Below are 12,552 nucleotides of genomic sequence, written 5' to 3' on the forward strand. Positions count from 1 at the left end.
GCAGGCGGTCAGATCGGCCACTGCTCGCGGCGATAGGCCGCATCGAAGAACATCCATTCGTATTTCGACGTGACCACGAAATGGGCTCGTGCGGCGGCTTCGTCCGCCCCGCCCAGTGTCGGTCCCAGCCGATCGGTCAGGTCGAGCACCTCGGCGACTGTGGCGGCGAAGTCCTCACCGCCGTAGCTGTCGATCCAACGCTGATACCGCCGATCAGGCGATCCGCGTTCCATCAACGCCGCTCCGACCCGGGCATAGATCCAGTAACACGGCAGGACCGCCGCCAATCCCTCGGCGAAGGTGCCGCTGTAGACGGTGGCCAGCAGATAGCTGGTGTAGGCGCGCGTGGTCGGGGTGACCGGCGTCGCGTTCAGTGCCTCGACATCCAGCCCCAGCTCGGGGAGTAGTTCGCTGTGCAGCCCCAGTTCGACATCGAAGACCTCGGCGGCGTGCCGGGAGAACATCGCGGTGTCGGCCAGGGTGGGGGCCTTGGCGGCGACGATCGCCAGCGCGCGCGCATAGTCGCGCAGGTAGTGCACATCCTGCGCCACATAGTGGGCGAATGCGCCGTCGTCCAGGCTCCCGTCGGTGAGGCCGGTCAGAAACGGGTGCGCGAGGATCGCGGAGAACGTCGGCTCGATCGCGTCCCAGAGCCGGGCCGACCAGGATTGCGGTTTCGCATCGGGGTGCATACCACCATGGTGTCAGGTGACCCGCAAACGTTGTGTGCCTCCCCGGCGGGCCGTGCACCACAACGCTTTTCACCACGGTGCGGACCAAACCGGACCTGTCCCGGCCACTTTGCCCAGGACCGTCTGACTACACGCTGTTACCGGTCCCGGTGACGAAGCGGCCGGCACGAGGGTAACGACCGCCGGCGGCGTGGGCGGTCACTGTTCGGTCACGGTACTGCATCTGATTGAGCTTGTGCCCCATGCAAATTGGGCAAACCGCTCGGCGAGCGGTACAAATGGTTGACTCGACTGACAACGACCGGCAGTCGAAGTCGCCTTCTGGTGGTCGAGAGAGTTGATGTTCGATGAGACGTACCTTTGCCCTTCTGTTCGGTCTGGCATTCCTGGTCGCGGCTCCCGGACTGGCCGGCGCCGCACCGATCGAACGCCCAACCGGCAACCAGCGCTATGTCGATCTCGTGATCGCCCGCGCGATGTCACAGCGCGGCGTTCCGTTCAGCTACGGCGGCGGCGATGTGAACGGGCCGACCCGTGGTGTCGCCCGCACCCTGCCCGCTCCCGGCGTGGCCCCGGTGACCCCGCCGCTCGCAGGCGGCGGTCTGATCCCGGGCCTGTCCACGCCGGCAGTGTCGGCACCCGTGCTGACCACCCCCGGCGTCGCAGCGGTGCCCGATCCGTCGGCGAATGTGGTCGGATTCGATGCCTCAGGGTTGATCGTCTACGCGTTCGGCGGAGCCGGGGTGAAGATGCCGCGGTCGTCCGGCGAGCAGTACAAGGTGGGGCAGAAGGTGCTGCCCGCCCAGGCGCTGCCCGGTGACCTGATCTTCTACGGACCCGAGGGCACCCAGAGCGTGGCGCTCTACCTCGGGAACAACCAGATGATCCAGGGCACCGAGCCCGCGGTCGCGGTCACCCCGGTGCGCGGTGAGGGCATGACTCCCTACCTGGTCCGCATCATCGCCTGACGCCCGAGATTTGTGCGCCTGAGGCGGCTCAACTGTCCGTAGGCTTTGAGCTGTCGACGAGGAGGGCGCACCGCACCGATGGAACAGACACCTGCGACCACACGGACCGTATTTCCCGACATCAGTTCACGGGCGTGGGAACATCCTGCTGACCGGACCGCCCTGACCGCGTTACGCCGGCTCAAGGGATTCGATCAGGTTCTCAAGGTGCTGTCGGGGATGCTGCGCGAGCGCAAGCACCGGTTGTTGTATCTGGCCAGTTCGGCGCGGGTGGGTCCGCGGCAGTTCGCCGACCTCGACGCGCTGCTCGACGACTGTGTGCGGGTGCTCGACGCTCCGGTACGCCCGGAGATGTTCATCATCCAGTCGCCGGAGGCCAATGCGTACTGCATCGGCATGGAGGACCCGTTCATCGTCATCACGTCGGGCATGTACGAGCTGATGACGCATGACGAGATGCGCTTCGTCATCGGTCACGAGCTCGGCCACGCGCTCAGCGGTCACGCCGTCTACCGCACGATGCTCCATCACCTCATGCGGTTGGCGTCGTCGTTCGGCTTCGTCCCGATCGGTGGCTGGGCACTGCGTGCGATCGTCGCCGCTTTGCAGGAATGGCAACGCAAATCCGAACTTTCGGGGGACCGCGCGGGGCTGCTGTGTGGACAGGACTTCGACATGGCGATCCGGGTCGAGCTGAAGCTGGCCGCGGGCCGGCACCTGGACAAGCTCGACTCGCAGGCGTTCCTCGCCCAGGCACGTGACTATGACGCGACCGGGGACATGCGCGACGGGGTGCTCAAACTGCTCAACCTGGAGATGCAGACGCATCCCTTCTCGGTGCTCCGGGCGGCGGACCTGACCAAGTGGGTCGACACCGGCGGATACGGCGCGATCATGGCCGGCAACTATCCGGTGCGGTCCGATGATGCGACGGCGAGCTGGGCTGACGATGTCAGCGCGGCGGCGCGGCACTACAAGGACGGTTTCGACCAGTCCAACGATCCGTTGATCCGGGGCATCCGGGACGGCTTGGGCGGTGTCGTCGACGGAGTAGGGCAGGCCGCGACGAGTGCGGCCGACTCGATGGGCCGCAAGATCTCCGAGTGGCGCCGCAACAACAGGCAGGGCGAGGAATAGCAGCACCGGTGGGTAGTTGCCGTCGGATCAACGGTAAGCCCCTAGACTAGGCGCTCGTGGGCATCCTGTTTGGCTTCGCGCCGTGGATCATCTATTGGGTACTCGTCGGTAACGTGCCGTTCCTGGTCGCCGTGCTGGTGGCGCTGGCGACGGCTGTCGCGACGTTCACGATCAGCCGGATCTCCGGGGCGCCGGGGCGCACTCTGGAGGTCGGTGCACTCGCGACCTTCATCGTGCTCACGATCCTCACCCTGGTGCTGAGCCAGGACGTCATGGAGCGTTGGATCCAGCCGCTGAGTACGGCGGGAATCTTCCTGGTCGCCCTGGTCGGCCTGCTGATCGGTAAGCCGTTCGTGCTGGAGTTCGCGGCGGCGGGCCAACCGCCCGGAGTGGTGGAAAGCGATCTGTTCCAACGGATTGTCAAGATCCTCACCTGGATCTGGGTGGGTGCATTCGCCGGCATGACGATCTCTTCGGCCATCCCGCCGATCGTGCAGGGTGACGCCACGATTCTGGACACCAAGACTCCGCTGTCGTTCATCTGCTATTGGGTCATCCCCTTCATCCTGCTGGGCCTGGCCGCGTTGGCCTCCCGCATCCTGCCCGACCGCATGACGGCCGGCATCAACGACATCGTGCGCAAGACCACGTTCGTGGCGTTCTCCGAAGCCGAGATCGACCAGCTCTACTACCTGGCCCAGGAGCACGCCAACCGCGAGGTCGGTGCCGGGCAGGAGGCGTACGACGTTCGGGTCGGCGGATCGGGAACTCCGTTGGTGGGCGATGAATCCCGCCTGTCGTGGCCGTCGACGTACAAGGTGCGTGACCGCAAGCGCTAGCGTGCGCGCGGAGCGAAAGGCTGGAGTGGCTCAGCCGGTCGGCATCATCCCCAGCAGGCTGAACATCATCACCATGCCGGGCAGCAGGTTGGTCACCTGGTGCGCGATGATGCCGCCCCACAAACTTCCGGAGTACAACCGGGCCAACGCGATTGGCACCGCCACCACCAGGAGCAACGGGGCCCGCTGCGGTTCCAGGTGGGCCAGGGCGAACACCGGGGTGGACACGGTCGCGGCGATGACGCGCCCCCACCGCTGTTCGAGCGCTCCCCAGAGCAGGCCGCGGTACACCACCTCCTCGCAGATCGGGGCGATGACGGCCACCAGGAGCAGGACGGCCACGGCCAGGGGCCAGGTGGTCCGCACGCCCTCGTAGATGCCTCCCACGGCCGAGGTCGCGTCCGGTCCGACGATCGACTGGTAGAGCAAGGCCGCAGGCAGTGTGACGAATAGTCCGCCGATGCCGAAGGCCAGACCGAGACCCACGGCGCGCCAGGACCATTGCCACCGGAAGTCGATGCGGGGACCGTTGCCTCGCCACTTCGCGATTCCCATGGCGCAGGCCGCGGCGACCAGGGTGGGCACCCCGATCGCCACCGTGATCATCCAGGCCGGCGGGGGACCCGAGGGCGCCAGCAGACCGAAGGATGCCGAGGTGAGCAGATAGACGGCCTCGACGACGACGAAGGCACCCAGTCCCCAGCGGTGAGCGGGCCAGACCGGTGCGGTCGGCGCTTCCTGAACGGCATCCATGCGGCCAGAGGCTACTGGCCCCGGCCGAACACCGTCACTTGGTCCCGAAGATACGGTCACCGGCATCGCCCACGCCGGGAACGATGTAGCCCTGCTCGTCGAGTTCCCGGTCCAGTGCCGCGGCGTAGATCGGAACCTCTGGATGCGCCTGGTGCATCGCCTCGACGCCCTCCGGACACGTCAGCAGGCAGACGAACTTGATGGAGCGGGGCTCGTATTCCTTGATGCGGTCGATGGCGGCGACGGCGGAGTTACCGGTGGCCAGCATGGGATCGACGACCACCACGTCCCGTTCGTGCAGGTCGCTCGGAAGCTTGAAGTAATACTCCACCGCCACCCGGGTCTTCGGATCGCGGTACAGGCCGATGTGGCCGACCCGGGCATTCGGCATCACGCTGAGCATGCCGTCCAGGATGCCGCTGCCGGCCCGCAGGATGGACACGAACACCAGTTTCTTGCCGTCGATCACGGCTCCCGTGGTGGATTCCAGCGGCGTCTCGATGTCGATGTCGTGCACCGGGACATCGCGCAGCACCTCGTAGCTCATCAGCATCGAGATCTCGTTGAGCAGCTGGCGGAATCCTTTGGTGGACACATCCTTCTGCCGCATCAGCGTCAGCTTGTGCTGGACCAGCGGATGGTCGATGACATGCAGGTTGCCCATGGCGTCCTCCTAGAAAACCGTGCCGTCGCTGATGATGGACAACGGAGGGCGGCCCTCGCGCAGGCGTGCCGCGAGTGCGCGCCCGGTCGCCCATGTTCCTCCCTCCAGTACGCAGGCCAGCGGCAGTTGCGGAGCCGCCAGCTCGTCGCGGACCAGCGGCGCCAGTTCATCGAGCAGCGCGACGGTCAGTGCCCGCCATTCGACCACGATCTCGTCATCCACCGCCCAGTCGGACTGCGCGAGTGCGGGATCACGTAGCCGCAGTACACCGGTGTCCAGCAGCAGACCGCCGTTGCGGTACTCGGGCAGCCCGGTCAGGGCATCGAGATCGGTGACCGCGACGCCTGCCCATTCGAAAGGTTCCAGAAGCGAGTAGGTCAACCACTGCGAGAGCTTGTGAAACGGCATCCATCCACGCGAGAGGCCGGGACCGGGAACCGCTCCGTGCCGCCAGCAGTCACCGAGCGGTTGACCACCGATGGTGTTACCGGTGAGCCACACTCCGGACAACGTGTCCAATACCGTCGAGAGCAGGTCGTGGGCCGCTACGGTTGGGCCTGCCACGGTGTCGAACATTCCGCCGGGACGGCCGTGTGGGCCGAATACGTCAGGGCGAGCGGCCAGTTGCGTGCCGAGGCGGCGCAGCAGCTGCACCCGGCCGGCCAGCCCGAGCAACGGATTGCCGGAGTCCACCTGGAAGGCGGCAGCCAGGCTTTCGTCGTCGAGGCGGTGCAAAGCGGTGGCATCGGCCCGCAGCGGATCGTCCGGGTCGCTGGAGAACAGTCCACCGCAGAAGGCGTGCCAACTGGCCACCCCCAGCCCTTCCGAGCGGGTGAGGACAAGGCCGGTATCGGGTTCGAGGTAATGCCAATCGGTTCCGGCGCCTGCGTCCAGCAACACACTCACCACCGCCAGGTCGATCATCGAGCGGGCCCGGGCAGCAGAATCCACATGGGTTGTGCGCGTGTCCAACTCCGCGCGGCGGTCCACGCCGCCGGCCTCGAAATGGCGCCACCGGCTGTGGTAGGGGATGGCGAGCGTGGGGTAGCGGGTGCGCGTGACCTCGGCGACCTCGACGGCGGCATGGCCCAGGGCGTCATCGTCGATCAGGAACCAGTGGGAGTCGCCGGTCCGCGCCCGCTGCAGGAGATACCGGGCTCGTTCGCGGATCGCGGATGTGGTGCGCAGGGCCGCGACAGCCGCCGACCCGTCCAGGGTTGTGGTCATGGGGTGAGCCCGCGGCCCTTGGCGATCCTGAGTTCGTCGGTGCCGGGCACCGGGCCCGGGGTGAAGTAGCCGGCGGCCATCTTCGCGTCGATCTCGACCCGGGCGTCGGCCGGGATCAGGTCGTCGGGGATGTTGACCCGTTCGCCGACCTCGATCCCCGAGCCGGTGATCGCGTCGTATTTCATGTTGCTCATCGACACCAGGCGGTGGATCCTCCGGACGCCCAACCAGTGCAGGACATCGGGCATCAACTCTTGAAACCGCATATCCTGCACGCCCGCAACGCATTCGGTGCGGGCGAAGTACTGGTCGGCGGTGTCACCGCCGTGCTGGCGCTTGCGCGCGTTGTAGACCAGGAATTTGGTCACCTCACCGAGTGCGCGGCCTTCCTTGCGCGAATAGGCGACCAAACCGACCCCTCCGCGCTGGGCTCCGGCGATGCATTCCTCGATGGCATGCGTGAGATAGGGCCTGCAGGTACAGATGTCGGATCCGAAGACGTCCGAACCGTTGCACTCGTCGTGTACCCGTGCGGTCAGTTCCACCGTCGGATCGGCCAGATCGCTTGGTGCGCCGAAGATGTAGAGGGTCTGCCCGCCGATCGGGGGCAGGAACACCTCGAGATCGCCGCGGGTGACGAGTTCGGGGTACATCCCCCCGGTCTCCTCGAACAACACCCGGCGCAAGGCGGTCTCCGTGCAACCGAACCGGGCGGCCACCCCGGGCAGGAACCACACCGGCTCGATGGCCGCCTTGGTCACCAGTGCCGCACCGCTTTCCAGCAGCACTTGGCCATCCGGGTGCAGCCGGCCGGCAGCGATGGCCGCGGCGATCTCCGGCACCATCACATGAGCTTTGGTCACCGCGATCGTCGGCCGGATGTCGTAGCCGGCGGCCAATTCGGCGGCGAACGCATCGGAGACCATCGCGCCCCACGGATCAAGGCTGACGATCGCCTCCGGTCGGCTCCACTGCGGATACGGCCCGATCATGTCCGTGGGCGAGGTGTTGGTCAGATCGGCGCGGTGCTCCGGCGACAGCGCGCCCGCGGCGACGGCCAGTGCCCGGTAGACGCTGTACGAGCCGCTGTGCGTGCCGATGACATTGCGGTGCGCGCGTGTGGTGGTGGTGCCGATCACCGGACCGCGCTCGGCAGCGCTCGGCGCCGCCCACCGGATCGTCGGGGTGCCCGCCGCCGCACTGTGGGAGGTCAACCGGATATGCCGGGCCTTCGCCGGTTCCACGGGCGCACCACCACCTGATTCGGTGACCATGTCGGTGCTCCTTCCTCCGTGCGTGCGCCCGGCTGAGACAGTCCAGTCAACCCCGATTCGTCCGGTTCTGCATGCGGTGTGCCCGTACCGTCGGTTGGGTGCGCTGGATCGTGGACGGCATGAACGTCATCGGCACTCGACCTGACGGATGGTGGAAGGACCGGCGCGGTGCGATGGCCGGTCTGGTCGAGCGGCTCGCGCGTTGGGCCGTGGCCGGGGGACACCGTGTCATGGTGGTGTTCGAAGGGCCGACGACACCGCCGATCGAGTCTGCGGTCGTCGAGGTGGGTCACGCTCCGCGGGCCGCCGCGAACTCCGCCGACGACGAGATCGTGCGGCTGGTCGGCGCTTCTGCTCGACCCGGCGAGATCACCGTCGTGACATCGGACAGCGGGCTGGCCGCGAGGGTCGGCGATGCGGGTGCGATCGTGGCGCCTGCCGCCGGATTCCGGGATCTGATCGAGCGATTCTGATCATCCGCGCGCTGCGGTGCACTACCGTCACGACATGGTCGACGATGCGGTCAGCATCAGTGGTGTGGACCTGACCGATCCAGCGGTCTACGAGGCGGGTATGCCGTTCGAGGCATTTCAGGAACTTCGGCGCCGGGCGCCTGTCGCCTGGCATCCGTACTCGGATGGGGCGGGCTTCTGGGCACTCACCGGCTATGACGAGGTCCTCGCGGTGTCCCGGGACAGCGCGACGTGGTCCTCGCAGCGGACCGGAGTGCTCTTCGACGTTCCGCTGCCGGAGAATTCGTATCAGCTCGAGCTCATGATGTTGACGATGGATCCACCGCGGCACAGCGCTCTCCGGACGCTTGTCAGCAAGGGTTTCACCCCGCGGCACGTCGCCCAGCTGCGGGAGCGGCTGGGTTGTCTGGCCGCCGAGATCGTCGACGGGGTGCTGGACCGCGGTGAGTGCGAATTCGTGTCCGACATCGCGGGCGCACTGCCGTCGTATGTGATCGCCGAACTCCTCGGCATCTCCCACGAGGACGGTCGCCGTTTGTACCACCTCACGGAAACGATGAACTCTGAGCACGTCGGCGAAGCCACAGATACGGTGCTGCAGGCGCAGATCGAGATGTTCGAGTACGCCGCCGCGCTGGCGCAACGCAAGCGTGCCGAACCCGGCGATGACATAGCGACCGCGCTGCTCGATGCCGAGGTGGACGGCAGGCACCTCACCGACCTCGAGTTCAACATGTTCTTCCTGTTGATGATCAATGCCGGGGGAGACACCACCCGCAACCTGGTCTCGGCGGGCACATTGGCCCTGCTGGAGCACCCGGACGAACTCGCTCGGCTGGCAGCCGACCCGCGGCTGCTGTCCACGGCGGTCGAGGAGATGCTCCGCTATGTCAGTCCGGTGACCGCATTCACCCGCACGGCGACGAAAGACACCGAACTGCATGGCATTCGTGTCGCGGAAGGTGATCGGGTGGCGATGTTCTTCCCGTCGGCCAACCGCGATGAGACGCATTTTGCCGATCCCGACGGGTTCGACATCGGCCGAAACCCGAATCCGCACTTGGCTTTCGGTGGCGGAGGGACGCATTTCTGCCTTGGCGCGAACCTGGCCCGGGTGGAGGCGACGGCCATCTTCCCCGAAATCCTGCACCGGATGAAGGATCTGGAGGTCACCGGGCCGGTGCAGCGGGTGCGTTCGAATCTGATGAACGGCATCCATTCGATGCCGGTACGGTTCAGCGCGGCGTGATCAGCTCGCCGGCGGGTGCGCCGGCTGCAGGCGTACCGTCTCGATCTCTTCGTCGATGACCAACTGCCGCAGGGTTTTCCGGTCGAACTTCCCGCTGGGAAGGGTAGGTATCCAGTCGCCGGTGGTCAGCGCCCACCGGGTCGGCACCTTGTAGGCGGACAATTGTTCCCGAGCGTAGGCGGCCAGGGCAGCCAGGTCGAGATCCGCGGTGGGTACCACGACCGCGCAGACCTCCTCGCCGCGTTGCGGATCGTCGATGCCGACGACCACGCATTGCGCCACGCCGGCAGATGCGGCGATGACGGCCTCGACTTCCAGTGGGGAGACGTTGGCCCCGGCGGCCTTGATCAGATCGGTGGTGCGCCCGACATAGAACAGACGCGGATCGCCGTCGCGCCGGTACACCTTGTCGCCCGTGTGGTACCAACCGTCGGCGTCGAAGGTGTCCGACCGTTCGCGCTTGTTGTACCCGGCCATGACCCCGATTCCGCGGACCAGGAGTTCGCCGGTGTCCCCGGATGCGACCGGGGAGCCGTGCTCGTCGACGATGGCCATGTCGGTGAAGACGAAGCCGCCTGCGGTCTCGGACATGGTGCGGTGCACCGGAAATCCGTCGGGCACATCGGTCATGGCAATGTCCAGCGGGCCGTCACGCAGCATCGGTGCACTGCTCAGGTCGCGGTCGGCGAACGACGGATGGTCGCGCAACCGCTGGGTGAATGCCGGCCAGCCCACGATCCCGGTGATGTGTTCCCGCTCGGCCAGATCCAGTGCAGTTTCCGGATCGAGTTTCGGCATGACCACCAGGGTGACGGGTTCGTGCAGGGCACCGGTCACCGCGAGCAGTCCGCCGATCCAGAAGAACGGCATGGCGCACAGGATCCGGGACCGGTCCTGTGACCCGGTGATCGCCCGGATGGCGGCGGGCCAGGTCGAGGTCTGACGCACGAGCGTGCCATGGGTGTGCAAGACACCCTTTGGATCGGCGGTGGATCCGGATGTGTGCACCATGATGGCGAGGTCGGCGGGGGAGACTTCAGCCTCCGCAGCGGCCAGGACCTCGACCGGAACCTCGTCGGCGGTCTCGTCGTCCCAGCGTGACGTCCACGGCCGGTCGCCGGCCCCGATCAGGGCGATCTGGCGTAGATAGGGGGCGGCGCGCAGAGCCAGTCGGTTCGTGGAGTGTCCCGCCAGTTCGGGCAGCGCTGCCTCCAGCCGTTGCGCGACATCGATGTTCAGCACCGTGCCGGGACCGATGAGCAGCCCGATGTCGGCCAGCCGCAACACCTTTGCGATCTCGGCGGGTGTGTACAGAGTGCTCAGCGGCACCGCGACAGCCCCGATTCGTGACACCGCGAGCCACCAGGTCACCCACTCGGCGCCGTTGGGGAAGAACAGGCCGACGCGACTGCCCTTGCCGACCCCTTGGTGCAGTAGCCGCCGCGCCAGGCGCGCGGACCGTCGGTCGGCGTCGAGGTAGGTCAGCCGGTCGGTGGGGGTGACCAGGTAGGCCGACTCGCCGAACTCGGCGACACTGTGCTGCAGCAGAGCGGGGACGGTCAGCGGGGAGTGCGTCACCTGCCCATCTTCTCCAATGAGTGCTGCGGGTCTGCCCGCGGTGGGTCAGTTGCCTCCGCAGGCGGCGCAGCCATCGCGCGGCGGGCGTGGATCGTGGGGGTCGTCGGGGTTCGGTTCACCGAACCACCGCGACGGCTCATGCTCGCCGTAGGTGTCGTGCCAGGACCACCACTCGTAGGGCTTGGTCTGCGGGTAGTCCGGCGGTGAGTCCTCCCAGGTCTCCTGCCGGCCGAGCGCGGTCATGTCCAGGAGGTTCCAGGTGTTGACGAAGGCCTCGTCGCCCCGGTCGTTGATGAAGTAGGTGCGGAAGACCTGGTCGCCGTCACGAATGAACGCATTGGTGCCGTGCCATTCGTCGACGCCGAAGTCCACGTCGAACTCTGCGCCTGCCCTCGGGACCATGGTGTACCAGGGGTGGCTCCACCCCATGCGCGCCTTGATCCGGGTGATGTCGGCCTGCGACCCGCGGGACGCGTAGACGAACGTGGTGTCGCGGGCGTTGAGATGGGCCAGGTTGCCGATGTGGTCGGCCATCAGCGAACAGCCGACACAACCGTGCTCCGGCCAGTCGTCAACACCAGGATCGAGGAAGGCGCGGTACACGATCAACTGCCGACGCCCGGCGAACAGGTCGAGCAGGGTGGCGCTGCCGTCGGGACCTTCGAATTCGTAGTCCTTGTTCACCGGCGTCCACGGCATGCGCCTGCGCAGTGCCGCGAGACGGTCCCGTGCCCGGGTGAATTCCTTTTCCTTGACCAGCATTTCATCGAGTGCGGCCTGCCAGTCGGCGGCAGGCACGATCATCGGATTCTTCACGGCTGCTCCCGTCGTCGGTCCGTGCGGTACTCATCCAACGTTCAACAAATCAGTTGAATAACCTTCCTCCAGGGAACCACGGTCCGCGGCTATAGTCAACAAGGTGGTTGAAGATCAAGTTCTGGACCGCGCATATTCGGCCCTGGCCGACCCGACCCGTCGGCGGCTCCTGGAGGCCCTTCGTCAAGGCGACGCCCGCATAAGCGACCTGGCCGCCCCGCTGCCCATGACGTTCGCCGGCGTCTCGCGCCATATCGGGGTGCTCGAAGCCGCCGGTCTGGTGCAGCGCGAAGTCCGTGGCCGTGAGCACTGGGTGTCGCTCAGGCAGGACGGGTTGACGATGGCCCAGCAGTGGATGAACGAGCAGGCCGACTTCTGGTCGAGCCGGGCAGATGCGCTGGCCGCGCGTTTGCGGCGGCAGGCGGATTCCCGATGAGCGACGCGCCGACGGTCCGGGTGCGACGGCTGATGCCCGCGGCCCCCGATGTGGTGTTCGATCAGTGGCTCGACCCGGAGTCGCTGCGGGAGTGGATGTGCCCGCGCCCGGTGCACTGCGTCGAGGTGTCGGTGGAACCCCGGGTGGGTGGGATCGTGCGGTTCGACGTGGACGATTCCGGTACGAGCGTACTGATCACCGGGCAGTTTCTGGCCATCGAGCGGCCCCGTGTGCTGCGTTTCAGCTGGAGTAACTCGGACTGGGTCGATCCGACCGTGGTCAGCATCGTCAATGTCGAATTCGAGCCGGCCGGCGATGGGCAGACGATGATGTCGATCGAGCATTCCCTTTTGCCGCCAGAGGAATTCGGCAGCTTCCACAGTGGATGGACTCTCACGTTCGAGCAGCTGGCAACCTTCCTCGCGCGAGCCGCGACCTAGACTGCG

14 protein-coding genes are annotated in these 12,552 nt (G+C 66.7%); 7 read left to right on the plus strand and 7 right to left on the minus strand.

What is annotated here, in order from left to right; translation table 11 throughout:
* Nucleotides 1–8: 8 nt before the first annotated feature.
* Complete coding sequence (gene tenA, locus ACNQVK_RS19750) at nucleotides 9–692, minus strand: thiaminase II (RefSeq protein WP_418030849.1); 684 nt, start codon at nucleotides 690–692, stop codon at nucleotides 9–11.
* Nucleotides 693–1,039: 347 nt separating this feature from the next.
* On the opposite strand from tenA, the gene ripD reads away from it, so the two are divergent.
* From ripD to ACNQVK_RS19765, 3 genes are all read left to right on the plus strand, one after another.
* On the plus strand, nucleotides 1,040–1,660 hold the full coding sequence (ripD, locus tag ACNQVK_RS19755) for an NlpC/P60 family peptidoglycan-binding protein RipD (protein ID WP_418030850.1): 621 nt from the start codon (nucleotides 1,040–1,042) through the stop codon (nucleotides 1,658–1,660).
* Nucleotides 1,661–1,738: 78 nt separating this feature from the next.
* On the plus strand, nucleotides 1,739–2,797 hold the full coding sequence (locus ACNQVK_RS19760) for a M48 family metallopeptidase (RefSeq protein ID WP_418030851.1): 1,059 nt from the start codon (nucleotides 1,739–1,741) through the stop codon (nucleotides 2,795–2,797).
* Between the two features lie 56 nt (nucleotides 2,798–2,853).
* Complete coding sequence (locus tag ACNQVK_RS19765) at nucleotides 2,854–3,636, plus strand: hypothetical protein (RefSeq protein WP_418030852.1); 783 nt, start codon at nucleotides 2,854–2,856, stop codon at nucleotides 3,634–3,636.
* Nucleotides 3,637–3,666: 30 nt separating this feature from the next.
* Here the strand turns inward: ACNQVK_RS19765 and ACNQVK_RS19770 are convergent, their stop codons facing one another.
* Genes ACNQVK_RS19770 through ACNQVK_RS19785 form a run of 4 tightly spaced genes read right to left on the minus strand, consistent with a single transcriptional unit; the run spans nucleotide 3,667 to nucleotide 7,554 of the window.
* Complete coding sequence (locus ACNQVK_RS19770; RefSeq protein ID WP_418030853.1) at nucleotides 3,667–4,389, minus strand: CPBP family intramembrane glutamic endopeptidase; 723 nt, start codon at nucleotides 4,387–4,389, stop codon at nucleotides 3,667–3,669.
* A gap of 34 nt (nucleotides 4,390–4,423) precedes the next feature.
* The gene (gene upp, locus ACNQVK_RS19775) at nucleotides 4,424–5,053 is read right to left on the minus strand and encodes a uracil phosphoribosyltransferase (protein ID WP_418030854.1); all 630 of its coding nucleotides are present in this window, start codon (nucleotides 5,051–5,053) and stop codon (nucleotides 4,424–4,426) included.
* 9 nt (nucleotides 5,054–5,062) lie between these two features.
* The gene (locus ACNQVK_RS19780; protein WP_418030855.1) at nucleotides 5,063–6,280 is read right to left on the minus strand and encodes a URC4/urg3 family protein; all 1,218 of its coding nucleotides are present in this window, start codon (nucleotides 6,278–6,280) and stop codon (nucleotides 5,063–5,065) included.
* Nucleotides 6,277–7,554 (minus strand): GTP cyclohydrolase II, encoded by a 1,278-nt coding sequence (locus tag ACNQVK_RS19785; protein WP_418030856.1) that lies wholly within the window; start codon nucleotides 7,552–7,554, stop codon nucleotides 6,277–6,279. The genes ACNQVK_RS19780 and ACNQVK_RS19785 overlap by 4 nt, the downstream gene beginning before the upstream one ends.
* A 98-nt stretch (nucleotides 7,555–7,652) precedes the next feature.
* Between ACNQVK_RS19785 and ACNQVK_RS19790 the strand changes: the two genes are divergently transcribed.
* Both ACNQVK_RS19790 and ACNQVK_RS19795 read left to right on the plus strand, forming a co-directional pair.
* On the plus strand, nucleotides 7,653–8,027 hold the full coding sequence (locus ACNQVK_RS19790; RefSeq protein ID WP_418030857.1) for an NYN domain-containing protein: 375 nt from the start codon (nucleotides 7,653–7,655) through the stop codon (nucleotides 8,025–8,027).
* Between the two features lie 64 nt (nucleotides 8,028–8,091).
* On the plus strand, nucleotides 8,092–9,276 hold the full coding sequence (locus ACNQVK_RS19795; RefSeq protein ID WP_418034227.1) for a cytochrome P450: 1,185 nt from the start codon (nucleotides 8,092–8,094) through the stop codon (nucleotides 9,274–9,276).
* On the opposite strand, the gene ACNQVK_RS19800 is transcribed toward ACNQVK_RS19795, so the two are convergent.
* Together ACNQVK_RS19800 and ACNQVK_RS19805 are read right to left on the minus strand one after the other, a co-directional pair.
* Complete coding sequence (locus tag ACNQVK_RS19800; RefSeq protein WP_418030858.1) at nucleotides 9,277–10,854, minus strand: class I adenylate-forming enzyme family protein; 1,578 nt, start codon at nucleotides 10,852–10,854, stop codon at nucleotides 9,277–9,279.
* Between the two features lie 45 nt (nucleotides 10,855–10,899).
* Nucleotides 10,900–11,670, minus strand: a complete 771-nt coding sequence (locus ACNQVK_RS19805; RefSeq protein WP_418030859.1) for a DUF899 domain-containing protein — start codon at nucleotides 11,668–11,670, stop codon at nucleotides 10,900–10,902.
* A 103-nt stretch (nucleotides 11,671–11,773) separates the two neighbouring features.
* On the opposite strand from ACNQVK_RS19805, the gene ACNQVK_RS19810 reads away from it, so the two are divergent.
* Both ACNQVK_RS19810 and ACNQVK_RS19815 read left to right on the plus strand, forming a co-directional pair.
* A complete protein-coding gene (locus tag ACNQVK_RS19810; protein WP_418030860.1) occupies nucleotides 11,774–12,106 on the plus strand; it encodes an ArsR/SmtB family transcription factor in 333 nt (110 codons plus the stop codon).
* Entirely contained in the window at nucleotides 12,103–12,546 is a 444-nt protein-coding gene (locus ACNQVK_RS19815) for an SRPBCC family protein (protein WP_418030861.1), read from the plus strand. Before ACNQVK_RS19810 ends, ACNQVK_RS19815 begins: the two co-directional genes overlap by 4 nt.
* Nucleotides 12,547–12,552 lie beyond the last annotated feature (6 nt).

It is taken from the genome of Mycobacterium sp. 134 (genome assembly GCF_048282715.1).
Lineage (GTDB): Bacteria > Actinomycetota > Actinomycetes > Mycobacteriales > Mycobacteriaceae > Mycobacterium > Mycobacterium septicum.

Bases quoted from the DNA above. Each gene is read 5' to 3' on its own strand.
- tenA (WP_418030849.1), bottom strand. From the start codon at position 692: ATGCACCCCGATGCGAAACCGCAATCCTGGTCGGCCCGGCTCTGGGAC.
- ripD (WP_418030850.1), top strand. From the start codon at position 1,040: ATGAGACGTACCTTTGCCCTTCTGTTCGGTCTGGCATTCCTGGTCGCG.
- ACNQVK_RS19760 (WP_418030851.1), top strand. From the start codon at position 1,739: ATGGAACAGACACCTGCGACCACACGGACCGTATTTCCCGACATCAGT.
- ACNQVK_RS19770 (WP_418030853.1), bottom strand. From the start codon at position 4,389: ATGGATGCCGTTCAGGAAGCGCCGACCGCACCGGTCTGGCCCGCTCAC.
- upp (WP_418030854.1), bottom strand. From the start codon at position 5,053: ATGGGCAACCTGCATGTCATCGACCATCCGCTGGTCCAGCACAAGCTG.
- ACNQVK_RS19780 (WP_418030855.1), bottom strand. From the start codon at position 6,280: ATGACCACAACCCTGGACGGGTCGGCGGCTGTCGCGGCCCTGCGCACC.
- ACNQVK_RS19785 (WP_418030856.1), bottom strand. From the start codon at position 7,554: ATGGTCACCGAATCAGGTGGTGGTGCGCCCGTGGAACCGGCGAAGGCC.
- ACNQVK_RS19815 (WP_418030861.1), top strand. From the start codon at position 12,103: ATGAGCGACGCGCCGACGGTCCGGGTGCGACGGCTGATGCCCGCGGCC.